The sequence below is a fragment of the Pradoshia sp. D12 genome, from assembly GCF_008935075.1.
GTDB lineage: Bacteria > Bacillota > Bacilli > Bacillales > Pradoshiaceae > Pradoshia.
Genome location: NZ_CP044545.1, coordinates 3,072,769 through 3,097,674, shown reverse-complemented (window position 1 = coordinate 3,097,674; position 24,906 = coordinate 3,072,769). Strand labels below are relative to the sequence as shown.

The 24,906-nt window shown below is 38.9% G+C and carries 24 protein-coding genes and 1 tRNA gene; 20 read left to right on the top strand and 5 right to left on the bottom strand.

All coding sequences use genetic code 11. From position 1 onward, the window contains the following. Window positions 1–96: 96 nt before the first annotated feature. The 6 genes from F7984_RS14915 to uvrC all read left to right on the top strand — a co-directional run bounded on the left by F7984_RS14915 (window position 97) and on the right by uvrC (window position 5,847). A complete protein-coding gene (locus F7984_RS14915; RefSeq protein ID WP_066108759.1) occupies window positions 97–678 on the top strand; it encodes a fatty acid metabolism transcriptional regulator FadR in 582 nt (193 codons plus the stop codon). Window positions 679–714: 36 nt separating this feature from the next. Then, window positions 715–1,488: an enoyl-CoA hydratase gene (locus F7984_RS14910; RefSeq protein ID WP_139892815.1), complete on the top strand. Its 774-nt coding sequence runs from the start codon at window positions 715–717 to the stop codon at window positions 1,486–1,488. Between the two features lie 126 nt (window positions 1,489–1,614). Next, window positions 1,615–2,388, top strand: a complete 774-nt coding sequence (locus tag F7984_RS14905) for an electron transfer flavoprotein subunit beta/FixA family protein (RefSeq protein WP_066108751.1) — start codon at window positions 1,615–1,617, stop codon at window positions 2,386–2,388. A gap of 67 nt (window positions 2,389–2,455) precedes the next feature. Next, window positions 2,456–3,433: an electron transfer flavoprotein subunit alpha/FixB family protein gene (locus F7984_RS14900; RefSeq protein WP_066108748.1), complete on the top strand. Its 978-nt coding sequence runs from the start codon at window positions 2,456–2,458 to the stop codon at window positions 3,431–3,433. A 182-nt stretch (window positions 3,434–3,615) separates the two neighbouring features. Beyond that, entirely contained in the window at window positions 3,616–3,930 is a 315-nt protein-coding gene (gene trxA, locus F7984_RS14895; protein ID WP_066108745.1) for a thioredoxin, read from the top strand. A 129-nt stretch (window positions 3,931–4,059) separates the two neighbouring features. Continuing rightward, the gene (gene uvrC / locus F7984_RS14890; protein WP_066108740.1) at window positions 4,060–5,847 is read left to right on the top strand and encodes an excinuclease ABC subunit UvrC; all 1,788 of its coding nucleotides are present in this window, start codon (window positions 4,060–4,062) and stop codon (window positions 5,845–5,847) included. A 114-nt stretch (window positions 5,848–5,961) separates the two neighbouring features. Here uvrC and F7984_RS14885 read toward each other — a convergent pair whose 3' ends face one another. Then, window positions 5,962–6,423, bottom strand: coding sequence for a YslB family protein (locus F7984_RS14885; protein WP_066108735.1), 462 nt, complete (start codon window positions 6,421–6,423; stop codon window positions 5,962–5,964). Window positions 6,424–6,829: 406 nt separating this feature from the next. Between F7984_RS14885 and F7984_RS14880 the strand changes: the two genes are divergently transcribed. The 11 genes from F7984_RS14880 to F7984_RS14830 all read left to right on the top strand — a co-directional run bounded on the left by F7984_RS14880 (window position 6,830) and on the right by F7984_RS14830 (window position 15,801). After that, a complete protein-coding gene (locus F7984_RS14880; RefSeq protein WP_066108731.1) occupies window positions 6,830–7,447 on the top strand; it encodes a succinate dehydrogenase cytochrome b558 subunit in 618 nt (205 codons plus the stop codon). 57 nt (window positions 7,448–7,504) lie between these two features. Next, a complete protein-coding gene (gene sdhA / locus F7984_RS14875; RefSeq protein WP_066108728.1) occupies window positions 7,505–9,265 on the top strand; it encodes a succinate dehydrogenase flavoprotein subunit in 1,761 nt (586 codons plus the stop codon). A 2-nt stretch (window positions 9,266–9,267) separates the two neighbouring features. Next, the gene (gene sdhB / locus F7984_RS14870; protein WP_066108725.1) at window positions 9,268–10,029 is read left to right on the top strand and encodes a succinate dehydrogenase iron-sulfur subunit; all 762 of its coding nucleotides are present in this window, start codon (window positions 9,268–9,270) and stop codon (window positions 10,027–10,029) included. A gap of 303 nt (window positions 10,030–10,332) precedes the next feature. Then, entirely contained in the window at window positions 10,333–10,803 is a 471-nt protein-coding gene (locus tag F7984_RS14865; RefSeq protein WP_139892818.1) for an acyl-CoA thioesterase, read from the top strand. A gap of 119 nt (window positions 10,804–10,922) precedes the next feature. After that, window positions 10,923–11,147 (top strand): helix-turn-helix domain-containing protein, encoded by a 225-nt coding sequence (locus F7984_RS14860; protein ID WP_066108719.1) that lies wholly within the window; start codon window positions 10,923–10,925, stop codon window positions 11,145–11,147. 281 nt (window positions 11,148–11,428) lie between these two features. Continuing rightward, a complete protein-coding gene (gene racE, locus F7984_RS14855) occupies window positions 11,429–12,250 on the top strand; it encodes a glutamate racemase (RefSeq protein WP_066108716.1) in 822 nt (273 codons plus the stop codon). 163 nt (window positions 12,251–12,413) lie between these two features. After that, complete coding sequence (locus F7984_RS14850; RefSeq protein WP_066108713.1) at window positions 12,414–13,505, top strand: GerMN domain-containing protein; 1,092 nt, start codon at window positions 12,414–12,416, stop codon at window positions 13,503–13,505. Window positions 13,506–13,649: 144 nt separating this feature from the next. After that, window positions 13,650–14,387 carry a ribonuclease PH gene (gene rph, locus F7984_RS14845; protein WP_066108710.1) on the top strand — a complete coding sequence of 246 codons (738 nt, stop codon included), beginning with the start codon at window positions 13,650–13,652 and terminating at the stop codon, window positions 14,385–14,387. A 46-nt stretch (window positions 14,388–14,433) separates the two neighbouring features. After that, a complete protein-coding gene (locus F7984_RS14840) occupies window positions 14,434–15,039 on the top strand; it encodes an XTP/dITP diphosphatase (protein ID WP_066108707.1) in 606 nt (201 codons plus the stop codon). Continuing rightward, complete coding sequence (locus F7984_RS14835; protein WP_066108704.1) at window positions 15,036–15,548, top strand: metallophosphoesterase family protein; 513 nt, start codon at window positions 15,036–15,038, stop codon at window positions 15,546–15,548. Before F7984_RS14840 ends, F7984_RS14835 begins: the two co-directional genes overlap by 4 nt. Window positions 15,549–15,727: 179 nt before the next feature. Beyond that, a tRNA-Arg gene (locus tag F7984_RS14830) sits at window positions 15,728–15,801 on the top strand. A 199-nt stretch (window positions 15,802–16,000) separates the two neighbouring features. Here F7984_RS14830 and F7984_RS14825 read toward each other — a convergent pair. The 3 genes from F7984_RS14825 to F7984_RS14815 all read right to left on the bottom strand — a co-directional run bounded on the left by F7984_RS14825 (window position 16,001) and on the right by F7984_RS14815 (window position 19,743). Continuing rightward, window positions 16,001–17,218 (bottom strand): NAD(P)/FAD-dependent oxidoreductase, encoded by a 1,218-nt coding sequence (locus tag F7984_RS14825; protein ID WP_140462244.1) that lies wholly within the window; start codon window positions 17,216–17,218, stop codon window positions 16,001–16,003. Between the two features lie 193 nt (window positions 17,219–17,411). Continuing rightward, complete coding sequence (locus F7984_RS14820; protein ID WP_225983617.1) at window positions 17,412–18,971, bottom strand: esterase/lipase family protein; 1,560 nt, start codon at window positions 18,969–18,971, stop codon at window positions 17,412–17,414. A gap of 502 nt (window positions 18,972–19,473) precedes the next feature. Next, window positions 19,474–19,743 (bottom strand): DUF1292 domain-containing protein, encoded by a 270-nt coding sequence (locus tag F7984_RS14815; RefSeq protein ID WP_066108697.1) that lies wholly within the window; start codon window positions 19,741–19,743, stop codon window positions 19,474–19,476. 180 nt (window positions 19,744–19,923) lie between these two features. Here F7984_RS14815 and F7984_RS14810 point away from each other — a divergent pair, with 180 nt between their 5' ends. Together F7984_RS14810 and F7984_RS14805 are read left to right on the top strand one after the other, a co-directional pair. Then, window positions 19,924–20,937, top strand: coding sequence for an LLM class flavin-dependent oxidoreductase (locus tag F7984_RS14810; RefSeq protein ID WP_066108694.1), 1,014 nt, complete (start codon window positions 19,924–19,926; stop codon window positions 20,935–20,937). Between the two features lie 301 nt (window positions 20,938–21,238). After that, the gene (locus tag F7984_RS14805) at window positions 21,239–22,054 is read left to right on the top strand and encodes a GNAT family N-acetyltransferase (protein ID WP_140462245.1); all 816 of its coding nucleotides are present in this window, start codon (window positions 21,239–21,241) and stop codon (window positions 22,052–22,054) included. A gap of 118 nt (window positions 22,055–22,172) precedes the next feature. On the opposite strand, the gene F7984_RS14800 is transcribed toward F7984_RS14805, so the two are convergent. After that, complete coding sequence (locus F7984_RS14800; protein WP_140462246.1) at window positions 22,173–22,982, bottom strand: SDR family oxidoreductase; 810 nt, start codon at window positions 22,980–22,982, stop codon at window positions 22,173–22,175. Between the two features lie 434 nt (window positions 22,983–23,416). Here F7984_RS14800 and F7984_RS14795 point away from each other — a divergent pair, with 434 nt between their 5' ends. After that, a complete protein-coding gene (locus tag F7984_RS14795) occupies window positions 23,417–24,766 on the top strand; it encodes an APC family permease (protein WP_140462247.1) in 1,350 nt (449 codons plus the stop codon). Window positions 24,767–24,906 lie beyond the last annotated feature (140 nt).

The following is a 24,906-nucleotide window of genomic DNA, read 5'->3' as shown; positions in this document are numbered from 1 at the left end:
GATTGAAAAGGGATTTAGCTTGACTTTATTATTTTTCCCCTCTAATATGAAATTATGAATGACTATTCATTCATTTTTAGAGGAGGAAGAATGATAATGAAAAAAGACCGCCCAAAATACAAACAGATTATTGATGCAGCCGTGATTGTTATTGCAGAAAACGGCTACCATCAAGCACAAGTCTCCAAGATAGCAAAGCAGGCGGGTGTAGCGGATGGTACGATTTACTTGTATTTCAAAAATAAAGAAGATATTTTGATTTCCATGTTCCAGGATAAACTGGGAAGTTTCATATCCAGTATTGAAGAAGAGATGGAACGGGTATCCAGTGCAACTGAAAAAATGCTGGTGCTGGTGCGCAAGCATTTTGAGATTCTTTCTGAGGATAAGCATTTGGCTATCGTTACACAGTTGGAATTACGGCAATCCAATAAAGAGATACGTTATAAAATTAATGATGTTCTTAAAGGATATTTAAAGCTTGTTGATTCCATTTTAGTTACAGGAATTGAACAAGGGGAATTCCAAGATAAACTTGATGTTCGTCTGGCTCGTCATATGGTATTTGGTACGCTGGATGAAATCGTTACGACTTGGGTGATGAACGAGCAAAAATATGATCTTAATAAGCAAGCTGAACCAGTTCACCATTTAATAATCAAAGGATTGGGTGCTTGAATGAGATAACCATGATACAAAAAAGGGGTAATACAAATGAAGACATTACGTGTATATGAGGAGAATCAGGTGGCCTATGTCTCTATAGATAGGCCACCAGCTAACGCACTGGCTTCTGATCTTCTTGAAGATTTATCCGCCATGTTTGATTCGATTGAAGAAAACGAGGATGTGCGGGTTGTTGTCCTATATGGAGAGGGGAAATTTTTCTCAGCTGGTGCAGATATTAAAGAATTCACGACAGTTACATCCGAAGGAGATTTTTCTGCTCTTTCTAAAAGAGGACAGGATTTATTTGAAAGGATTGAACGGTTCAAAAAACCGGTCATAGCGGCCATTCACGGCGCTGCATTGGGAGGCGGACTTGAGCTCGCTATGTCTTGCCATCTGCGATACGTAACTGAAAGGGCTAAGCTTGGATTGCCAGAGCTGCAGCTGGGTCTTATTCCCGGTTTTGCTGGTACTCAAAGGCTCACTCGTTTTGTGGGAGCATCCAAAGCTGCAGAGATGATGTTCACATCTGAACCTATTTCTGGTTTGGAGGCTGTTGAAGCAGGACTTGCAAATAAATCCTTCAAGGATGAAGAGTTAATGGATGCCGTAAAAGAGATTGCCGGTAAAATTGCAGGAAAAAGTCCAATTGCACTAGAGAAAGCCATCCACCTTATTAACTACTCTAAGCATGAACAATACTACAAAGGAGTAGATGAGGAAGCTATCCAATTTGGCAAAATCTTTGTCACTGAAGATGCTAAAGAGGGGATTCATGCATTTTTAGAAAAACGTTTGCCGATTTTTAAAGGAAAATAGGCGGTCAATAGCGAATCATTTTGTGAGTAACCTCTTCTCTTTGAGTGGGAGCTTCAGAGAGTAGGAGTTATATATATTTAGTTTTCTCAATCTTCAAAATTAATACGAACTATAGGAGGGCAATACATGAATATCTATGTTTTGCTAAAAAGGACATTTGATACAGAGGAGAAAATTTCATTATCAAACGGCCGTATTCAAGAAGATGGCGCTGAGTTTATCATTAACCCGTACGATGAGTATGCAGTGGAGGAAGCTATCCAGGTGCGTGATGCACAGGGCGGCGAAGTGACTGTTGTGACAGTCGGCGGAGAAGATGCAGAGAAAGAGCTAAGAACTGCACTTGCAATGGGAGCTGATAAGGCAGTTCTTATAAATATTGAAGATGATGTGGAAGATGGAGACCAATATACAACTTCTAAAATATTAGCTGAGTATTTAAAAGAACAAGAGGTTGATTTGATTATTGGAGGGAATGTGGCAATTGATGGAGGTTCCGGTCAGGTAGGACCGCGTGTAGCCGGTTTACTCGATATCCCTTATGTAACTACTGTTACTAAACTTGAAATTAACGGCGAAAATGTAACCGTTACCAGAGATGTTGAAGGGGATTCTGAGATTATTGAAACTTCTCTGCCTTTATTAATTACAGCTCAACAAGGTTTGAACGAGCCGCGTTATCCATCCTTACCAGGGATTATGAAAGCGAAGAAAAAACCGCTTGAGGAATTGGAACTGGATGACCTTGATCTTGAAGAAGATGATGTAGAAGCTAAAACAAAGAGTATTGAAATTTATCTGCCTCCTAAGAAAGATGCCGGTAAAGTTTTACAAGGGGAAATTCCTGACCAAGTAAAGGAACTGGTTAATCTGCTTCGTACTGAAGCAAAGGTAATTTAATTTAAATAAACGGTGATAGTGATAGATAGCAACGAACACAAAGGGAAAAATAACGGGAGGTAAAATTATGTCTAGAAAGATTTTAGTTTTAGGTGAAACAAGAGAGTCTTCTCTTCGTAATGTATCCTTTGAAGCAATCGCTGCAGCTAAGACAGTTGCTGAGGGCGGAGAAGTTGTAGGCGTTATACTTGGAGAGTCTGTTACAGAGATTGGGATGGAATTAATTCATTATGGAGCCGACCGTGTTATCGCTGTTGAGAATGAACAGCTAAAACAGTATTCATCAGACGGTTATACTCAGGCCTTGTTAGCTGTGATTGATCAAGAATCTCCTGACGGACTTATTTTCGGCCATACTTCATTGGGAAAAGACCTGGCGCCGCGTGTTGCTGGTAAATTAAGTTCCGGACTAATTTCAGATGCGATTGGTGTAGAAGAGGCAGGCGGAAATATCGTCTTCACACGTCCAATCTACTCCGGTAAAGCATTTGAAAAGAGAATTGTAACAGATGGACTAGTATTTGCTACTATTCGACCAAATAATATTGATCCGCTTGAGCATGATTCTTCCCGTACGGGGGATGTTTCAACTATATCTGTAGATATCAAGGATTTACGTACCGTTATTAAGGAAGTATTACGTAAAGCAACTGAGGGAGTTGACCTGTCAGAAGCTAAAGTAATTGTTGCCGGTGGACGGGGAGTAAAAAGCGAAGAAGGCTTTGAACCACTAAAAGAATTGGCCAATGTTCTTGGTGGTGCTGTTGGAGCATCTCGCGGAGCATGTGACGCCGAATACTGTGATTATTCTCTGCAAATTGGCCAAACAGGTAAGGTTGTGACACCGGATCTGTATATTGCTTGTGGAATTTCCGGAGCAATCCAGCATTTAGCCGGTATGTCTAACTCCAAAGTAATTGTAGCAATCAACAAAGACCCAGAGGCTAATATTTTTAAAGTAGCTGATTACGGTATTGTTGGCGATTTATTTGATGTAGTTCCTTTATTAACAGAAGAGTTCAAAAATCTTCTTGTGAAATCTTAAGTTCATATTTTGGGTAAACAGGGTGGCAAAAGCCATCCTGTTTTTCAACATAAAGGTAAAATTAGTACAAACCCATTTCTTTGAAATTCAGGATAATTAAGCAGGACAGTAGCCATCCTATATAGAACAGTGGTATACTCCACTTATAGTTTACTTAATGTATGCTTTAGGAGGTAAAATTCATGGCAATTTCTAATGTAACGGATCAAACATTCGTAACTGAAACAGGCGAAGGCTTGGTTTTAGCTGATTTTTGGGCACCTTGGTGTGGACCTTGTAAAATGATCGCACCTGTATTGGAAGAAATCGATGCAGAGTTAGATGGTAAAGTTAAAATCGTTAAACTTGATGTAGATGAGAATCAAGAAACAGCTGTTAAATTCGGTGTCATGAGCATTCCTACACTTGTTCTTTTTAAAGATGGAGAAGTAGTAGATAAAGTGATCGGATTCCAACCAAAAGAAGCACTTGTTAATTTGATTTCCAAGCATTCTTAAGGTTTAACGTAAAAAAGACTTCGGACGACCGGAGTCTTTTTTCTTTTGGAAAGTATTAAAACCTCCTTTAATTGTAAAATCCGTTTATAATATATAGAAACTTAAACTTTAAGTAGAGGGGGGACCCTTTTGAATCAACATATAAAAGATAAGCTTAGCTTGTTACCCGATCAGCCGGGATGTTATCTAATGAAGGACCGACAAAATGTTGTTATATATGTGGGAAAAGCCAAAGTTTTAAAAAATAGGGTACGTTCTTATTTTACTGGTTCTCATGATGGGAAAACCCAGCGCCTTGTATCGGAGATTGAGGATTTTGAGTATATCGTAACCTCTTCTAATATGGAGGCACTCATATTAGAAATGAATCTAATAAAAAAATATGATCCAAAATACAATATCATGCTGAAGGATGATAAAAGCTTTCCGTTTATCAAGATCACTTCGGAAAGGCATCCTCGATTAATCATTACAAGAAACGTAAAAAAAGATAAAGGTAAGTACTTTGGGCCCTATCCAAATGTATATGCAGCCAATGAAACTAAAAAGCTGTTAGACCGGCTGTATCCGCTCAGGAAGTGCACAACCTTACCGGCTAAAGCATGTTTGTATTATCATATTGGACAATGCCTTGCACCATGTGAAAAGACGGTCAGGGAAGATGAATATAAACAAATTACAGATGAAATAACAAAGTTTTTAAATGGCGGTTTTAAGGATATCAAGAAAGATTTACAGGATAACATGTATAAAGCATCAGAAGAATTGGACTTTGAACGGGCCAAGGAATTAAGGGACCAAATCGCTCATATTGAAGCAACAATGGAAAAACAAAAAATTGTATTCAGCGATTTAACGGACCGGGATATATTTGGATATGCAGTTGATAAAGGTTGGATGTGTGTCCAAGTCTTTTTTGTTCGGCAAGGAAAGCTGATTGAGAGAGATGTCTCGTTATTCCCTTTATATGATGATCCTGCTGATGAGCTATTGACCTTCTTGGGGCAATTTTATTCTAAGCCAAATCATTTTAAACCACATGAAGTACTCCTCACTGATGATATAGATATAGAATTGGCTGAAGGACTTCTTGACGTGAAAGTGGCACAGCCTAAACGTGGACCAAAGAAAGACCTGGTGAAACTTGCTGTTAAAAATGCAAAAATCGCCTTGCAGGAGAAGTTTTCTTTAATCGAAAGAGACGAAGAACGGACGATAAAAGCAATTGAAAACTTAGGAGAAATCATGGGGATTCATACACCGCATCGAATCGAGGCTTTCGATAACTCGAATATTCAGGGTGTTGATCCTGTCTCTGCTATGGTTGTATTTATTGATGGGAAACCTGAACGGAAGGAATACCGGAAATATAAAATTAAAACCGTAATCGGCCCGAATGACTACGATTCCATGAGAGAAGTCGTCAGAAGGAGATATGCCCGCGTACTTCGAGAGAATCTCCCTTGGCCGGATTTAATCATAGTTGATGGAGGCAAAGGACATATTGAGGCAGTTCGCGAAGTAATCGAGGATGAATACGGAATGGAGATTCCTGTAGCGGGATTGGCTAAGGATGATAAACATAAGACCTCCGTATTGCTATACGGAAACCCTTTAGAAATAATTCCATTGGGCAGAACCAGCCAAGAGTTTTACCTCTTGCAGCGTATACAGGATGAGGTTCACCGATTTGCGATTACCTTCCATCGGCAAATTAGAGGAAAATCGAGCTTCCAATCTGTCCTGGATGGAGTTCCTGGTATAGGAGAGAAAAGAAAGAAAGTACTGCTTAAGCATTTTGGCTCGATTAAAAAGATGAAAGAAGCCACATCAGAGGAATTTATAAAATTGGGAATCCCTGAAGCAAGCACCAAGGCTTTATTGGATAAACTAAATGAAGAACAAAAAAATGACTAACCAGTAAACCTGCACCTTTAATTTTATGGTGCAGGTTTTTTATTGAAGGTAAACAGATATCATAGAGAAAAAGGGCAATTCATATATGGAATTACCCTTTTTAATCAATTTACATTAAATGGTATCTTTATTGTCGGTTTTCACCGTGAAGTATACTTTATTTGCCCGTTTTTTTTGTTCTTCATAGCTTTCAGAAACTACTTTTCTCTGATGTTCTGTTTGGTAGGCAAGAAAACCTGCTTCTAATTGGAAATGGGTATTTTCGTTGATTGAAAATCTGCGGTTAATTAATTCACCTGTAAGCTCCCACTTTAATTCATCTTTTGTTTCCTTTACCAGCGTAAGGTCGCCCCAACCGGCGTCATGAAAAAACGTGATGGTTTCTTCTGTACTAGATAATGGAAATCTTCTTCCGAGTTGCTTTCCAGCCCAATAAAGGATTTGAGGGCCTTCCTTTCCTAATAAATCTTCCAAAAGGAATTCTCTTATTATTTCATACCCAAATGCAGGTATTAACGGCTCATTTTCAGTGACAGGTGCCATTTCTACTGACTCTAACTTATCTTCTTTTGTCATAGTTTCCCCTCTTTCCTTACATTATTATAGCTATATATATGGGAGTGGATGCAAGGGTAAAGTTGTATTTTCTATTAAGTATTTTCCAGGTAATATATAGAAATAGAAAAATATCAGTTATTTACAAATTATCGGTAGAAATAGGAAATCTCTGTATCCGTTTTCTTGACGCATTTTGGTTGAAAGGAGTACAATAAAACCGTCACATAATTGTAAGAATATGTGGAATTATTTTTGTTTTTATACTATTCATCTATTAATTTTGCAGAAAAATGTTTTTGGCATCTTAGATGGGTGGTGGGTTAGATGATTGCAGCTATGTTGAAGACCTGCTTGCAATTATTTAAGGCATAGTCCTTATCCAAGGCTATACTTTTATTTTTTCATTTTCAGAGGGAGGGTAACTATGGAGAGTCGTCGCGAGTTTAATTTACGTAGGTTACATTCGTTGTTAGGGGTATTACCAATCGGGCTTTTTTTGATTGAGCATTTAATGGTCAATTATTTTGCGACAAGAGGGCCTGAAGCATTCAACAAAGCAGCTGAATTTATGCATGATTTACCTTTTAGGCTTTTAATGGAGATTGTTGTCATCTATTTGCCAATCCTTTTCCATGCTGTATTAGGTCTTCATATTGCATTTACGGCGAAATATTCAGTGGGAAGTTACAGCTATTTCCGTAACTGGATGTTTGCTTTACAAAGAATTACAGGTATCGTGACTGTAGTTTTTATCGTTTGGCATGTATGGCAAACGAGGGTGCAGGTCGCATTGGGTGATACAGCAAATGCGGATATGATGGTTGAAATTTTTTCTAATCCATTTATGATTGCTTTCTATATGGTAGGTGTACTTTCAGCAATATTTCACTTTGCAAACGGGTTATGGTCATTTGCTTTAAGATGGGGACTTATCGTAACACCAAAATCCCAAAGAATATTTACATATATAACTCTTGGAGTTTTTGTATTTTTAGCTTTTATATCCATTCGCACGCTGCTGGCGTTTATCAACATGGCTTAAACAATTGCAATAGCTTAGCAGGTGAGTCTGCTAGTTTAATAAGGAGAGGGTCGGTTTATGAGTAAAGGTAATATAATCGTAGTCGGCGGCGGTCTTGCTGGTTTAATGGCTACCATCAAAATCGCTGAAGTAGGACATAAAGTAGAACTTTTTTCAGTCGTACCCGTTAAAAGATCCCATTCTGTTTGCGCCCAAGGGGGAATTAATGGAGCGGTAAATACAAAGGGTGAAGGTGATTCTCCTTGGGAGCACTTTGATGATACCGTGTATGGCGGTGACTTTCTGGCTAACCAGCCGCAGGTAAAAGCAATGTGTGATGCGGCTCCTTCGATCATTCATATGTTTGACCGTATGGGCGTTATGTTTAACCGTACGCCTGAGGGATTGCTCGACTTCAGACGTTTCGGCGGTACACAGTATCATAGAACAGCATTTGCAGGCGCAACTACTGGCCAGCAATTGCTCTATGCATTGGATGAACAGGTTCGTCGTTATGAAGTGGCGGGTCTTGTTCAGAAATATGAGGGTTGGGAATTCCTTGGAGCGGTGCTGGATGATGAACAGATATGCCGCGGAATTGTAGCACAAAATTTAACCTCTATGGAAATTAAATCTTTCCGTGCGGATGCAGTTATTATGGCAACCGGAGGACCTGGAATTATTTTTGGTAAATCTACGAATTCCATCATTAACACTGGTTCAGCAGCTGCGATTGTATATCAGCAGGGTGCTACCTATGCAAATGGTGAATTTATTCAAATACATCCAACGGCAATCCCTGGGGATGATAAACTTCGATTAATGAGTGAGTCTGCGCGTGGAGAAGGCGGACGTATTTGGACTTATAAAGATGGAAAGCCTTGGTACTTCCTTGAAGAGAAATACCCTGCTTATGGAAATCTAGTTCCTCGTGATATCGCAACACGTGAAATTTTTGATGTGTGCGTGAATCAAAAGCTGGGAATCAACGGTGAGAACATGGTCTACTTGGATCTTTCTCATAAAGATCCTAAAGAGCTTGATATTAAATTGGGCGGTATTATTGAAATCTATGAAAAATTCACTGGTGAAGATCCGCGCAAATTGCCTATGAAAATCTTCCCGGCTGTTCACTATTCCATGGGTGGACTATGGATTGATAACGACCAAATGACTAAAATACCTGGATTATTTGCTGCCGGTGAATGTGATTTTTCACAGCATGGAGCTAACCGTTTAGGAGCGAACTCCCTGCTATCCGCCATTTATGGAGGAAGTGTTGCAGGACCAAATGCGGTACGCTATGTAAATGGACTTGCTAGAAACGCTGATTCCCTACCGGATTCTTTATACGAACAGCATGAGAAGGCTGAAATGGAAAAATGGAATCGCATTATGTCCATGAATGGAACAGAAAATGCTTATTCCATCCATAAAGAATTGGGTGAATGGATGACCGATAATGTAACAGTAGTTCGTTATAATGATAAGCTTCAAAAAACAGATGAAAAGATTCAGGAGCTGCTTGAAAGATGGGAAAACATTAATATTAACGATACGGCAAAATGGAGCAACCAGGGAGCATCATTCACACGTCAGCTATACAATATGCTTCAACTGGCACGCGTTATCACATTGGGTGCCCTGCAGCGTGACGAAAGCCGTGGTGCTCACTACAAACCGGATTTCCCAGAACGAAATGATGAAGAGTTCATGAAAACGACAATGGCTGACTTTGTTGATGGGAAATCTGCACCAAATATTTATTATGAAGAGATTGATGTCTCACTTATTAAGCCGCGTAAACGTGACTACTCTAAGAGCAAGGGGGCAAATTAATTATGGCTACAGAAAGTAAAGTACTGTTTAAGATCCAACGCCAGGATAACCCGAACTCTGAGCCTTATTTTGAAGAATTTGAGTTGTCCTATCGACCAAATATGAATGTCATCTCTGCACTAATGGAAATACGTCGTAACCCGGTTACAAAGGAAGGCAAGAAAACAAGCCCGGTTACGTGGGATATGAACTGTCTGGAAGAAGTTTGCGGTGCCTGTTCCATGGTCATTAATGGAAAGCCACGTCAATCCTGTACGGCATTAGTGGATCAATATGAACAGCCAATCGTGCTGGAACCAATGCGTACTTTCCCGGTTATCCGTGACCTTCAGGTAGACCGTAGCAGAATGTTCGATTCACTTAAAAAAGTTAAAGCCTGGATTCCTATCGATGGTACGTACGATTTAGGTCCGGGACCTCGTATGGCTGAGAAAAAACGCCAGTGGGCATATGAATTATCTAAATGTATGACTTGCGGTGTTTGCCTGGAGGCCTGCCCGAATGTAAATGATAAGTCCAATTTTATCGGACCTGCTCCTGTGTCACAGGTTCGTCTATTTAACGCTCATCCAACAGGTGAAATGCAAAAAGCAGAACGTCTGAATGCGTTAATGGGTGACGGAGGAATTCAGGATTGTGGTAACTCCCAAAACTGTGTTCAAGTTTGTCCGAAAGGTATTCCTTTGACAACCTCGATTGCTGCATTAAATCGGGACACGAATGTCCAGGCTTTCAAAAATTTCTTTGGAAGTGACAAAATCTAAGTCTTTTCATTTTGATAGTCTTAGATGGATGTGAATAAATGTAATATAGTAAGAAAGGCCGTCTGTAATAGTCAGACGGCCTTTTCCGTTTAGCGATTGTGTTATGTTTGTAGAAATATAAATAAATAGGTTAGTACTACATTTGTGATCATACAATAAAGTTTTATTTTTATTCACTTGTAATCTAAGCAAAGGACATGGTCCAAAAAACATGCTATCCACCAGTAAAATAATTACAATTTCGTCGATTTTTCTGTATAATGAATGAATAGTCATTCATATTTATAGAGAGGTGTGTTCCCAATGGGTAAAATTGCATATATTAAAGACATGGAAGAGTGGAAAGAAGAATTTACTTTTTCTTATTCTATTAAAGTTAGATTTTCAGAGACAGATATGTTTGGGCATTTAAACAATACAGTGCCTTTTACGTATTTTGAACAGGCACGGATTGAATATTTTAAAAGTCTTGGCATGATGCAGGATTGGGTGGATACCAAACATGAAACGATTCCTGTAGTAGCTGATCTTCAATGTGATTTTCTCCACCAGGTTTTTTTCGATGAGAAACTCAATATTAAAGTTAAGGCAAATAAAATAGGCAATTCATCGGTTGATATCCATTATCTTGGTCTACGAGAGGATGGGGTTCCCTGCTTCACCGGTCGAGGAACAGTTGTCCAAATTTCCAGATTAAGCGGTAAGCCGGTAGCTTGGACAAAAGAGATGAAGGAATTGTTTAATGACGGATTGAAGAAGCAACCTCAATCATAAAAACACGTTCATTCTTATCTAAATATAGTCACTCCTTATAGACCAGTCACATACACTATCGTGACTAAATATATACCCAATCCTAAGGTTATGGCTGGTAGCAAGGAGGGTTACAATAGTTGAAGGAGAACGATTTCACTCATAAACCTTTACTCACAAAAAGAGAAAGAGAAGTATTTGAGTTATTGGTACAGGACAAAACAACAAAAGATATCGCTAAGGACCTCTTTATTAGTGAGAAAACTGTGAGAAATCACATATCTAATGCGATGCAAAAATTGGGCGTAAAGGGCCGTTCCCAAGCGGTCGTAGAACTACTTCGAATGGGTGAATTAGAATTATAAGATCATTCAATGATCTTTTTAGAAGCTCGCCTAGCAAATGATCTATTTATCATTGTTCTTGACAATTCCTTTATGAGTCCATAAATTAGGAAGAGTAGCGAATATCAAATCACTATACACGTCATTGTAAAATGTAAAGTATGTGGTTTGAATCACTACTCTATTTTTATGCCCCAGTGATGGATTGGAAAAGAAATAAACTAATGATAAAGTGATATACAGTCCGGTTTAAATAATAGAGCAAAATGCTGCAAGCAAAAGATAGATAGAGGCGATCTGATTTGGATAGAGAAAACCCAATAGGACTTATCGATTCGGGAGTTGGCGGATTAACGGTTTTTAAAGAATTTATCAGGCAGCTTCCAAATGAAAATTTAATATATCTTGGTGATACAGCCAGATGTCCATATGGGCCCAGACCAATGGAAGAAGTTCGAAAGTTTACATGGGAAATGGCTCATTTCCTTTTGAAGAAGAATATTAAAATGTTAATTATAGCTTGTAATACCGCGACGGCTGCCGTACTTGAGGAAATGAGGGCAAGCCTGCCAATTCCGGTTTTGGGTGTTATTCAGCCGGGAGCTAGGGCAGCGATTGATGTATCAAAATCAAGAAACATCGGTATTATTGGTACGGAAGGAACAGTGCGCAGTAAAGCATATAATAAGGCGTTATTAAGCATTCATCCAAAGGTACACATTGAAAGTTTGGCATGCCCAAAATTTGTCCCTCTGGTAGAAAGCGGGGAATGGAACAGTGCAATTGCTAAAAAAATTGTTGCTGAAACATTAAAGCCTTTGAAAAATAGGAGCATGGATACATTGATTTTGGGATGTACACATTACCCATTGCTAACAGAACCTATATCAAATTATATGGGATCCTATGTGACGGTTATATCATCAGGGGAAGAAACGGCCAGAGAGGCAAGTGTACTATTGGAGCATGCTGGCATGCTAAATAAGGAAACCCCTCAGCCAACCTACAATTTCTATACTACCGGCTCCAGAAGAATGTTTAAATCTATTGCTTACGCCTGGCTTGGTGAAGCAGTTGAAACGGTTGAACATGCTACGCTTAATCAGTTGGTAGATGGAGACTAGTAAAGCAACTTATAAAAACCCTTGCACAATTTTAAGTATGAAAATACTTCGCTAAAATTGTGCAAGGGTTTTTTTAATCCATAATTTTTTTCTGCCTATAAAGGTATAAAATGAGCCAAGCCCCGTATATATGTAGTACAAACAGTCTTAGGAGGAATGGTGTATGCCTTTACGAACGAAATCAACATTGGTTGCTTCGGTACTTATATCATCTGTTTTAGTGTCAGGCTGCGGCTTGTTCGATTTACCAAAAAAAGAAGAAATTGATCCGCCACAGGATGTTACTTATTTGAAGGAGCAGGCAGAGGGTGAAGAAGAAGTTGTCAATCAGGAGGGTGTTAACACCAACGAAGAGGCAGGAAAGAATGAAGAGGCATTAAAGGTTCAAACGGAATTATACTTAATGGATGCAAATGGATATATTGTGCCACAAACCATTCCATTGCCAAATACAGAAAGTGTAGCTAAGCAGGCGGTGGAATATTTAGTGACGAACGGCCCGGTATCACAAATGCTTCCGAATGGATTCAAAGCTGTTTTGCCGTCAGATACTGCTGTTAAAAGTGTAGACATTAAGGATGGAGTAGCCACCGTAGATTTTTCTAAAGAGTTTAAGGAATATAAAAAAGAGGATGAAACGAAAATTCTGGAGTCAGTGACTTGGACTTTAACGCAATTTGATAAAGTGGAGAAAGTAAAATTGCAAATCGAAGGGCAAGCATTAAAGGAGATGCCCGTTAATAAAACAGCAATACAAAACGGAACATCAAGATTAATGGGAATTAATAACGATCATACAGACACGACCGATATTATGAATACACGTCCTGTTACGGTTTATTATATGTCCGGTGAAACAGATAACTATTATTATGTACCAGTGACAAAAAGAATCAGTAATCAGGAAAATGATCATGTAGAAGCCGTAGTCAGCAGCCTGATTAAAGGTCCGGGTTATTCCTCTCCGCTTGTTACGGAGTTCAGACCTGATGTTGCATTAGTCGAGGAACCTAAAATAGAGGATGGCGTGGTTACACTTAATTTTAATGAATCTATTTATTCAAGCTTTGATGGGGAGGAGAAAATAGTATCCGGCCATTTATTAAATGAACTGGTGCTTTCTCTTACTGAGCAAAAAGATATAAAGAAAGTGGCGATTCAGGTAAATGGAGAGGGTGAGCTTCTGAAGGAAGATGGCAAGAAGCTATCGGAACCGGTAACACGACCTGAAACCGTCAATACAGGTAAATACTAATAGTGAAAAAGATGGGCAAGTTCCGTTTAGGAGCTTGCCTGTTTTTAATTTGGACATAAATGGCAATATTGTTTGGACAGGGTGCTTTTTTATTGATTTAGGGTATGCTAAACTAAGCATGATGTATACATTTAGGAGGTACCTATGAGATTTGATGGTCGAAAGAAGAATGAATTAAGACCCGTACATATAGAAACAAATTATATTAAACACCCGGAAGGCTCGGTGTTAATCAGTATCGGTGATACAAAGGTGATTTGTACAGCCAGTGTAGATGACCGTGTTCCGCCATTTATGCGCGGAGAAGGAAAAGGATGGATTACGGCAGAGTATTCAATGCTGCCTCGTGCAACAGAGCAAAGGACGATGCGCGAATCAACTAAAGGGAAAGTTACTGGACGTACGATGGAGATCCAGCGTTTGATTGGGCGCGCTTTACGTGCGGTAGTCGATTTGGAAGCGCTTGGAGAAAAAACAATCTGGATTGATTGTGATGTGATTCAGGCAGATGGAGGAACAAGAACAGCTTCGATTACAGGTGCATTCGTTGCAATGGCGATTGCGCTCGATAAGCTTCAGGAGGCAGGGAAAATTAGCTCTTATCCGATTAAAAACTATTTAGCTGCCACATCAGTCGGGATGATTGAGGAGCTTGGAGCGGTTCTTGATTTGAATTATCATGAAGACTCTAAGGCTTTAGTGGATATGAATGTCATTATGACAGGCGCAGAGGAATTTGTGGAGCTTCAGGGAACCGGAGAAGAAGCGACTTTCTCCAGACATCAATTGAATGAATTACTTGACCTTGCAAGTGAAGGTTTACAGCAATTATTTACTGTACAGCAAGAGTCATTGGGAGATATAGCAGCTAAAATTCAGTAAAGCGTACCAATTTATACGATTTTTCTCTTGGGAGGAGAAGTTGAATATGAATACCGTTTTAATTGCAACCAAAAATAAAGGTAAAGCAAAAGAATTTGAAGCATTATTTTCCCCAAAAGGGATTAAGGTTATTACCCTATTGGATATTGAGAATGCGATTGATGTTGAAGAGACAGGAAGCACATTTGAAGAAAATGCTCTTTTGAAGGCTAACACTATTTCCGAGCTTATGAATATGCCTGTTTTGTCTGATGATTCTGGCTTGGTCATTGATGCATTGGATGGACGTCCGGGTATTTTTTCGGCAAGGTATGCAGGTCCAGGAAAAGATGATAGAGCTAATTATGAAAAGGTTCTTAATGAGCTAGAGGGTGTACCTAAAGAAAAACGAACTGCCCGTTTTTATTGTGCAATAGCACTTGTCGGTCCGAAGATGGACCCTATTACAGTTTCCGGAACATGTGAGGGAATCATTGCTGACGCGCCGGATGGCGAGAATGGCTTCGGATATGATCCTATTTTCTTTGTGCCGGAAAAACAAACAACGATGGCGAACCTTGAAGCAGAGGAGAAAAACAGAATCAGCCATCGAGCGAATGCTTTAAAAGAATTAGAGAAAGTACTAAATGAAAAAGTAGTGGAATTCCTATGAAATGTTTAATTGTCAGTGATAGCCATGGCTTACTGGAAGAATTGGACGTTTTGCATGAAAGACATAAAGAAGAGGTCGATCTGTTTATACATTGCGGGGATTCAGAATTATCTCGTGATGATCAAGTAATTCAGTATTATCAAACTGTACGAGGTAATTGTGATTTCGGAGAGGACTTTCCGGAGGATTTAATTGCACATCTTGAAGACTGGTCAATACTTGTTACACATGGGCATTTATACAATATCAAATCTACGTTGATGAATATTAGCTTGAAAGGGAGAGAGGTTGGTGCGAATGTTATCTGTTTTGGCCACTCTCATATAGCAGGTGCAGAAAAAATTGATAACTGCCTGTATATTAATCCCGGCAGTATACGTCTACCGAGAGGAAGTCAGTATAAAACCTATGTGATTCTCGAAAAACAAGGTCAGAATGCAATCGTTGATTTTTACACAATGTCTGGGGAAAAATTACCAGGCTGGCAATTGAAAACAACACTTTCCTAAATCAAAAAAAAGTTGTATAGTAAGTGAAGGGAATATACAGATCAGGATTTGTGAGTTCCCTTCCCTTCCCTTCACTTTTAAAAAGATAAAAAACTTTTTCAAAAAAGTTATTGACTTATAAATAAAGTGATTATATAATAATAAATGTCGTTAAGGACAACGTAAAAAAATAAAAACATGTCCCAGTAGCTCAGCTGGATAGAGCAACGGCCTTCTAAGCCGTCGGTCGGGAGTTCGAATCTCTCCTGGGACGCTAGTAAAAAAAACCTCTTATTTTCATAAGAGGTTTTTTGTTTCTAAATCTAATAAGTATGAAGCTAGAATGATTAAATCTATGGTATAGACAAATTCTCTTCCAAGTCCGTTAATTAAAGAAAGAGGCAAAACCTTTTAAAGTTGGTTTTGCCTTTTTTTACATTTAATATTGAAATTATACAAATAACCTATTTGGATTACCTTTCCCTCCGTTTCTGACTATATAAGTTAAAGGCTGGATGAGAACCTTTTGTGATGATATCCGTGATGATTTTAGACAAGACAGTGCTATAGACAAGTCCGTTATCTCCATAGGCAAATTGAAAATGGCAGTGTGGAAATTCGTCATATTGACCGATAAGAGGAAGTCCATCGTGTGTCCCGCCATAGAAGGCTCCAAGATAAAATTCGGGTTCAGCTTTTATACCGGGAAAGAGCTTATTAAATTCTTCAATAAGCTTCGTCTTTTTATGATTAATTTTTGAATCACGATCCTCAGGATAGATTGTGTTTTCGTCAAGTCCTCCAATGATAATCCGATTATCTGCAGTTGTGCGCATATAGATATATGGGCGTGCTGTTTCCCAAATTAATGTTTGCTTATACCATTCAGATTGCTGAAGATTTTCAACCGGTTTGGTGATAACAGCATATGAACTTGTCAGAAGACAATCCTTATCTTTTTTAAATTCGAGCCCTTCATATCCAGCAGCAATGATGACTTTTCTTGCTGTGATGGAATGATTGCGGTCTGTAAAAAATGTAGCATACTCCTTATTGAATTTTTTACCGGTTATTTTTGTATCCTCAAATATTTGTACACCCTTTTGATGGGCTGCTTGAATCAGGCCATGATTATATTTAAATGGATTGATTTCCCCATCATTATGGATATACAAGGCTGATTGCTTAGAAAATGGGTAACGCTCTTTAATTTGGCTTTCGTTAAGCAGATCGACAGGGAAGTCGTGCTTGATCAAATAATCGTATTCCCTTTGTAACTTCGTCTCTCCTTGGGGATCACTGGCATAATAGAGGCTATCCCTTCGTGTAAACTCGGAATCTAAATTTAGTTTTTTCGATGTTTCTTCAATTTCAGAAATGGCTTGCTCGCATAATTTTGTATGGTAAATGGCTGATTCTTCCCCAAAGGAATTGATCAACTCAAACAACATCTTATCTCCTAAATATTGAAGGAGGGCGGTGTTGGTCATTGTGCTGCCGGTACCAATCCTTCGTTTATCAACTACAGCCACCTTAAGTCCTTTGTCGCTTAAAAGGTATGCGCACTGTGCCCCTGAACTTCCTCCCCCAACAATAAGAACATCACAAAGTATATCTTCCTCCAACGATGGATATACAGGAGGATTAGGATAAGTTGTTTGCCAATAATATTTGCCGCTCTGCAGGTTCATAATCCGTGCTCCTTTTATAGAAGTGATTTGAAATAGAATTCCCTGCTGAAATGAAAGTATACCTGTATCAAAGTGTAAGATTATTGGATGGAGCGAGAGCTTAAAAAATATAATATGACCACTTTATAATCTGAATAAGCAAAAAAGAAACACCTCTCTTATTATAGAAACATAAGAGGGGTGTATATACACATTAATCAATATAAACAGATCTCACCAACGTGCGAACAGACTCTTTTCCGTTAGGATGCTTGGTCTTGATATCGACTGTCATATTATAGACACCTGGCTTCGGCACTTTTGGCAGTTTGGCAGAGAAATCTATTCCGTTGGTTGTCTTAGGGAGGACGGTTTGCGTCAATTCGATACCGTCTTTGTCGATTAATTTAATTGAGAAGCTAGCTGTTCCGGAATGCTTAGGGGCACGGATGGTGAAGTCCGTCAGCTCTGCTTTGCCTGTTCCGGCCATCTCCAGTTTATATATTTCCTTTTCGTTAAAGGTAGAGGCTAATAGATAGGCATCATCAGCTTCCGTTGCCTTTATTTGTACCGTCCATGTACCAGGAGTGAATTCTTTGTTATAAAAGGTATATAAGCTGGCACCGGAAAAAAGTATCTGATCGACAGTCGGCTTAGAGGCGGGGATGATGGTACCATCTGGTGAAATCAATTCGACACCTGTTGATGAGTGGGCCGTATAGATCGAGATTGTACCGGTGGTTTTTTCCGGAATATAGATCTCTTTTTTTACAAGTTGATTTTGGGCTAAGGCATCCCCATGAATATAATGAGAAGATGTATTTTGAATGGCCGATTCATTTTGCTCGGGATCGGCTGTTGATTTAATTTGTGTAACTGTGGCAGTGCGCATATAAGGCTCAATCCGCGAAAACACCTTGGAGCCCATCCGAATATTATCATGGTCAATTGAGCTGTCTGTAAACAGATGTGTACCATAGGATAGTTTGGAGCTTGTTTCAGTGACCAATCCATCATTAGCCCCGTATGAAGATAAATAGGCGCCTCCCAAGGATAGAGCGGAGAAAGCAGGTCCATGATCCGTTCCTGCCACGGTATAGTACTTATTCTTGTTTCTATTCGTATGCCCATCCGTTACAGAGCGGAATCTCGCCATTTCCCCAAGCTGCAAAGAATAGGTACCAGCATCGTTTTGGCCAAGCAAATCTCCGAGCCACCCAGCATACCAGCTATATGCCAGGTCTGCCAGCTCTGAACCACGATGTGGTGAACCTAGTGTAATAACCTTGCCGACATAGGGGTGGGCTCCATAGTGTACTAGGGCTGCTTGAGTATCTGGTCCTCCTTTGCTGTGAGCGATGATGTTGACTTTCTGGCCATTGAAGTGTCGGGAGATATCGGCTAGCATCGATGCAAGTAATTCTCCGTTCGTATACTGATTTTCCGACCCGTTTCCGGCTGCATCATAAAGCTGGACAAAGGCGGTTTGATATCCGGCTTCATACGCCTTTGTATACATATCATTCACGCCATGATATTCTGTTTCACCGTACCAACTGGTTGAACTGCCATTTTTCCCTTGGACAAAAACAATCGGAGGTTTAGCTGGATTTAAATTCGGCGGCCGTTCACCCAGGAACCATTGGCCTGGCGTAAAGGTTTCATCAGGTGGTTTCAGCTTGCCGGCTGAGGTTTTTGTAGGCAGGCTGAATGGTAAGAAAAGAAGCGCAGCTGATAGAATAACACCAATCCGTTTCTTCATCGTATCCTTCATATGATCCTCCATTCAAATCAGTCTTTTAATACAAAAATAATTTTATGATGATTAGAGGTTTCGTATTCTGAAGCAAATGGCTCAAAATGTATTAGGAATAATTATGTGTGCAAGATTCTTTGAATCTGGAAGAGGAGTTTTCTTTGGTTGATAAAACGTAGTCAGAGTAGGTTTCTTTAGATAAAAACATTTATTAAATGTCATAATGAGAGCGGTAGATACAATCTTTATCTATTTAACTATACAATCATTTTGACTTTTTTTACAATTTAAATGTGGCATACAAGTATAGAGGAGAAATACTGTTATTAAAGAAAAAAATAACTAAGAGATTTTCTGTACGTGGGAAATTGAAGGATGAAAACGGAATGGGCCTTGAATGGCTGTGGATTTATGGATATTCACAGTCAACACCTAGGTCTATAGTAGATCTTGACTGAATTCACAAAAAAGGTTGTCCCTTATGCTATTAATGCATTTGGGACAACCTATTACCTGTAAATTAATGAGAGTGTTTCATATTCTCTTCAAGTACACTTGCGACCTTTTGGAATTCTTCGTCGCTTTCAATTTCGTGAAGTTCACCGTCTTCGTCAACACGGAAAAAGAATATTTCCATATCTTCTTCTGTTTCGAGTTTGATTTCTTCCACGAGTGCGGTAACAGCGTATTCTGCTCCGTCTACATCCAATGTACCTAGTACTTCAATTTCTTCTTCCTGTCCATTTTCGCCTTCTAATACAAGGATTTCTCCCACTTCAATTTTCGCCATTTGATTACTCCTTTAACGATTTACTTGTCCGCTTAGTATATCCATTATTGATAGGAAAAACAACTATTAATACCCAGGTGCGAAGCTTAGAAAAAGGATTGATCAAGCAAGAATGTTTGTTTATTGTCACTTACTTGTTACTATTAAATGGAAACTTTATGATGGAAGGATCCAAACTATATGACAAATAAAAGTATTAATATAAATGTTCCTGTTTCTGTACTAAATTTAGCCCCTATTCGCAAAGGCCAAGATGCAAAGGGAGCAATTGATTCAATGGTTGAGCTTGCACAGGCTACAGAGAAGATGGGATATAAGCGATATTGGGTTGCCGAGCATCACAATACACCTACAATGGTTAGCTCAGCCACTTCTATTTTAATTAAACATATTTTGGAGCATACAGATAAAATAGAGGTCGGATCCGGTGGCATTATGCTGCCTAATCATTCCCCATTAGTTGTGGCGGAGCAGTTTGGAACGATGGCAACTATCTATCCAAATCGCCTTAATTTGGGCTTGGGAAGAGCGCCTGGAACAGATATGATGACGGCGAGTGCATTAAGACGTTCACAGAAGGATTCCGTTTATACATTTCCTTCAGATGTGCAATCCTTGTTAACCTATTTGGGACCGGAAGAGAATCAGGGTTATGTAAGGTCGTACCCGGGTGTCGACACCAATATACCAATTTATATTTTGGGATCCTCTACGGAATCAGCTGTTCTTGCTGCTAAATTGGGTCTGCCTTATGTATTTGCAGCCCATTTTGCTCCAACTTATTTGGAAGAAGCCATCTCAATTTACCGTAATCAATTCAAGCCGTCTGAATATCTAAGTGCTCCTTATATGATGGTCTGCTTGAATGTTATTGCAGCGGAAAGTGATGAAGAGGCTGAGATAGAATCTACAACCATGCAACAATTTTTCCTAAACGTTGTTCGTGGGACAAAAAATTTGTTAAGCCCTCCAATCAAAAACATGGATGAATTATGGAATGGACCTGAAAAACAAATGGCAAAATCCATGTCCAGTGTCACGTTGCTTGGCTCAAAACAATCCATACGCGAGCAGCTAATCAGCTTCCAGGAAAAATATAATGCTGATGAAATTATGGCTGTTTCCTATATCTATGATCAAGATAAACAAAAGCGGTCCTACGAAATACTAAAAGAAGTGGTTGAAGGTCAATAATGAAAAAACATCGCATCCGACGGTACATATTTAACCGTGAGGATGCGATTTTTTATTATTGAATTGTGTCGTTGCAATCCTATTTGTTTCGTCGAGCTCAGTTGAAAAGTGATAACATGAAGAAGGAAATGTGGCAGTAAGGATTTTATTAAGCAACCGTATATATACATAGAATACCACTGAATAAATGGGTAATTATGTTAAAATATTCAAAAGCATAGTTTTACGAGTTCTTTGTCGGTGGATGGGCTAAATTGTATATTAAAGCATTCAATATTTTTTTGTATGGGAGTGAGGGAGAATGATTAAGCGTTTAAGCGAAAAAGATCATGATGTTTGTGTGTCTTTTATTCATACGAAGCCTTCTGAAAACTTATTTTTAATTGGGGATATTGAAGCGTATGGATATGAGGAAGATTTCCAAAAGGTTTGGGGAGAGTTTGATACAAATGGGAATCTGATTGCCGTTCTTTTAAAATACAAAGAAAACTATATCCCATATGCTGTGAATGATCTATTTGATGCCAAAGGATTTGCTGATATTATGCTGAATGATCCTGAATTTTCCATGATGTCCGGTCTAAAGGAAGTCACTGAGAATATTGAACCCTATTTACAGCAGAGACTTTTAAATAAAAGGCAAACATTTTATGCGAAATGCCAAGTTTTAAACGCTGAGGCTGGCTATGTAGATACGACAGAAGTACAGTATGCTGCACCTGATGATGCAGAACGAATTGTTGAATTGCTGCAAAATATCCCGGAATTTAAAAATTCATGTACGTCGGTAGAAGAAAAACGTAAAAGTTTAAAGGATGGTTTTTCGCGTTGTGCTTATATTACCGATAATGGGAAAGTAGTTTCATCCGCTTCGACTACAGCGGAAAATTCCTGCTCAGCTATGGTAGTCGCTGTCGCTACTTTAGGAGATTATAAGAAAAAAGGCTATGCTACGAAATGTATGGTCAAGTTATGCAAGCAGCTTCTTAGTGAGGGAAAGGAAATATGCTTGTTTTATGATAATCCAAATGCTGGCGCTATATATAAACGAATTGGCTTCGCAGATATTGGATATTGGATGATGTATAGGTTTAAGAAGGATAAATTGTCAGATTAATAGAGCGGCGATATGGAGAAGACGTAGTGGAAGGCATTCATACAAAGCACCCTGAAAGTTAAGCTTGAAACCTAATGTTCAGAGTGCAATAGAGTATTTACTATTACTGTAGGATTGTTTATTTATGTTTTGCTAGATTTGCTACAGTACCGCCATCTACGCGTAAGTCGATACCTGTGATATAAGAAGCCGCATCGCTTAATAAAAATTCTACAGCTGTTGCAATCTCTTTTGATTCCCCTTCACGACGTAAAGGTGTAATTTCAAGCATCTTCTTCATTTCTGCTTGCTTTGAGGCTTCCTGACGTCCCATTGGTGTGTTGATTGTTCCAGGAGAGAGAGAATTTATACGTGCGCCTTTTTCTCCCCATGTCCATGCCTGGTCCTCAACAATTAATTGTACGCCTAATTTAGATAAACTGTAGGCAGCCCCAGGATTCCCTTGGGCAAATTGCTCCATTGTTTCCACGGCATTTTCAGCTAACGGCTGTTTTAGTACTTCCATATAAGGGCCTTGACGGGGAGCCATATAACCGCTCATGGAAGAGATGCAAACGACCGCTGTTCCTTCCGTAGCAAGTGGAAGGAAAGCTTCTAGAATAATGCCTGTCCCAACCAGGTTAACTTCTGTAATCCGTTTTGAATCCGCCATAGTAGGAGAAAGGCCTGCTGTATGAACTAATCCTTTTAATGTACCCAGCTCAGCAGCCTTATCAGCTAGGTCTGCAACGTTTTCCTTAGATGTAATATCAACGACTTGAATGTGGACATCTGTAATCCCTTTTCCAGCCAATTCCTCTTTTGTTTGAAGTAAGCGTTCATGCGAAACGTCTGCTAAAAGGACAGTCCCCTTCTTGCCGACTAATTCAGCAGTTGCTTTCCCCATTCCGCCAGATCCGCCTGTAATGACATATACTTGTTTCGTCATAGTTCCAACCTCCTTATATGATTCAATTTTTATTATAAATGTTTTTTGATTAGTGGTAAAATTTAACTATATGAAGATTCAGAACAAATTCTAAACTTTTATATAAGAGGTTAAAATATAAAACTCAAATGTTTATGTATATCCATAAAAAATAACGGTTTCAAGACTAGGTTTTGGAAAGGAAGCTAGTTCGTCATCAAGAGATATTAGAAACTAGAACATACCATACTCCTATAAAATATTGTGAGCAAATAATTAGTGAAGTAATTATTAAATAAAATAGGATAATTTAGGAGTGTATCAATTAATAAATTCAATTTTTGCTATACTAATATGATTAATAAATCAATAATTGTCTTGAATAACTTCTCTCTTTCGGATAACATTTTTAATATGTGAAATAAGGAACTTATTTTGAGAGGATTAATTAAGCCATGTCAAAACATCAAAAGAAGAACATCTATGCAGCGGGAGCTGTTTTAAAGAAAGAGATTGGTTTGAAAGAAGCCTTAACCATTGTAGTTGGGGTTGTAATTGGATCAGGTATATTTTTTAAAGCTACTCCAGTATTGGAAAGCGCCGGTTCTCCAGTTGCGGCTATTATAGCTTGGTTACTTGGGGGATTAATTACTCTTGCAGCTGCTCTGACGTTGGCTGAGATTGGCTCAGCTATACCGGAGACAGGTGGGGTATTCGCTTATTTGAAGGAGCTTTATGGAGAAAAATTTGCTTTCCTATTTGGATGGGTACAAGCGTTAATCTATATACCAGGCATTCTGGCGGCGCTATCCATCGTTTTTGCCACACAAGCAACATATTTTATGCCTATGACAGACCTCCAGCAAAAATTATTAGCGATTGGTATTTTAGTATTTGTGGCCGCACTAAATATCATCTCAACTAAACTTGGAGGCAGGATTCAGTTCATTTCTACGATAGCTAAAATGATTCCAATTATTGCCATTATCGTGTTTGGAATTATTCATGGAATGGGGAAAGAAACAGCATCGCTATTCTCGGGAGAATCTGTTCATAGCTTTACCCTAACTAGCTTTGGTGCTGCAATCCTAGGAACTTTGTTTGCCTATGAAGGCTGGGTGAGTGTTGGAAATATGGCTGGAGAAATGAAAAATCCTCAGCGCGACTTACCACGCTCTATTTTGTTTGGAATGACGATTATTATTGCAGCTTATGTCCTAATAAACGTAGCCTTTTTCTCTGTTATGTCTGTTCAGGAAATTGTTTCGACAGAAAAAGTAGCAACGGATGCTGCTCTCATTCTTTTTGGAAGCGGTGGCTCAGCGATTATCTCGATAGGGATTCTAATATCTATATTTGGTACATTGAACGGATATTTGATGACAGGTGTCCGAGTGCCATTTGCGATGGCACAAAGCAAGATCTTCCCGTTCCATCATGTTATGGGACGTGTTGAAAGCCGTACAAGTACACCGATTAATGTCTTTATTTTTGAAGTGGCCTTATCGATTATTTATATTTTATCTGGATCATTTAATACACTGTCTACTCTGGCCTTATTCGCCACATGGATTTTCTTTGTAATGGCCATTTACGGGGTTTTCATCCTTCGTAAAAAGCGTAAGGATCTAGTTCCGACTTATCGAGTTCCTTTCTATCCGTTTGTTCCGCTTGTCGGAATCATTGGCGGAGTATATATATTGGTATGTACGGTTTTTACCGATACCTTATATTCTCTAATTGGATTAGCGATTACCGCATTGGGTTATCCTGTATATCTCTATCTGAAAAAATCAAATATGTAAATATGAATACACACGGGTTTCCGATTAGGAAATTCCGTGTGTTTTTTTATCTATCTATATATAAAGCTCCTAAACTGTTTTTAAAAGGAAAGGTAAATTGGGCTTTTTACTTGTATGATTGAAAAGGTTTTAGCAAAATA

Coding starts and splice junctions, on each gene's coding strand:
- F7984_RS14915 (WP_066108759.1), top strand. CDS start 97: ATGAAAAAAGACCGCCCAAAATACAAACAGATTATTGATGCAGCCGTG.
- F7984_RS14910 (WP_139892815.1), top strand. CDS start 715: ATGAAGACATTACGTGTATATGAGGAGAATCAGGTGGCCTATGTCTCT.
- F7984_RS14905 (WP_066108751.1), top strand. CDS start 1,615: ATGAATATCTATGTTTTGCTAAAAAGGACATTTGATACAGAGGAGAAA.
- F7984_RS14900 (WP_066108748.1), top strand. CDS start 2,456: ATGTCTAGAAAGATTTTAGTTTTAGGTGAAACAAGAGAGTCTTCTCTT.
- trxA (WP_066108745.1), top strand. CDS start 3,616: ATGGCAATTTCTAATGTAACGGATCAAACATTCGTAACTGAAACAGGC.
- F7984_RS14885 (WP_066108735.1), bottom strand. CDS start 6,423: ATGACAAAAGAAGATAAGTTAGAGTCAGTAGAAATGGCACCTGTCACT.
- F7984_RS14880 (WP_066108731.1), top strand. CDS start 6,830: ATGGAGAGTCGTCGCGAGTTTAATTTACGTAGGTTACATTCGTTGTTA.
- sdhA (WP_066108728.1), top strand. CDS start 7,505: ATGAGTAAAGGTAATATAATCGTAGTCGGCGGCGGTCTTGCTGGTTTA.
- sdhB (WP_066108725.1), top strand. CDS start 9,268: ATGGCTACAGAAAGTAAAGTACTGTTTAAGATCCAACGCCAGGATAAC.
- F7984_RS14865 (WP_139892818.1), top strand. CDS start 10,333: ATGGGTAAAATTGCATATATTAAAGACATGGAAGAGTGGAAAGAAGAA.
- F7984_RS14850 (WP_066108713.1), top strand. CDS start 12,414: ATGCCTTTACGAACGAAATCAACATTGGTTGCTTCGGTACTTATATCA.
- rph (WP_066108710.1), top strand. CDS start 13,650: ATGAGATTTGATGGTCGAAAGAAGAATGAATTAAGACCCGTACATATA.
- F7984_RS14840 (WP_066108707.1), top strand. CDS start 14,434: ATGAATACCGTTTTAATTGCAACCAAAAATAAAGGTAAAGCAAAAGAA.
- F7984_RS14835 (WP_066108704.1), top strand. CDS start 15,036: ATGAAATGTTTAATTGTCAGTGATAGCCATGGCTTACTGGAAGAATTG.
- F7984_RS14825 (WP_140462244.1), bottom strand. CDS start 17,218: ATGAACCTGCAGAGCGGCAAATATTATTGGCAAACAACTTATCCTAAT.
- F7984_RS14820 (WP_225983617.1), bottom strand. CDS start 18,971: ATGAAGGATACGATGAAGAAACGGATTGGTGTTATTCTATCAGCTGCG.
- F7984_RS14815 (WP_066108697.1), bottom strand. CDS start 19,743: ATGGCGAAAATTGAAGTGGGAGAAATCCTTGTATTAGAAGGCGAAAAT.
- F7984_RS14810 (WP_066108694.1), top strand. CDS start 19,924: ATGACAAATAAAAGTATTAATATAAATGTTCCTGTTTCTGTACTAAAT.
- F7984_RS14805 (WP_140462245.1), top strand. CDS start 21,239: ATGATTAAGCGTTTAAGCGAAAAAGATCATGATGTTTGTGTGTCTTTT.
- F7984_RS14800 (WP_140462246.1), bottom strand. CDS start 22,982: ATGACGAAACAAGTATATGTCATTACAGGCGGATCTGGCGGAATGGGG.
- F7984_RS14795 (WP_140462247.1), top strand. CDS start 23,417: ATGTCAAAACATCAAAAGAAGAACATCTATGCAGCGGGAGCTGTTTTA.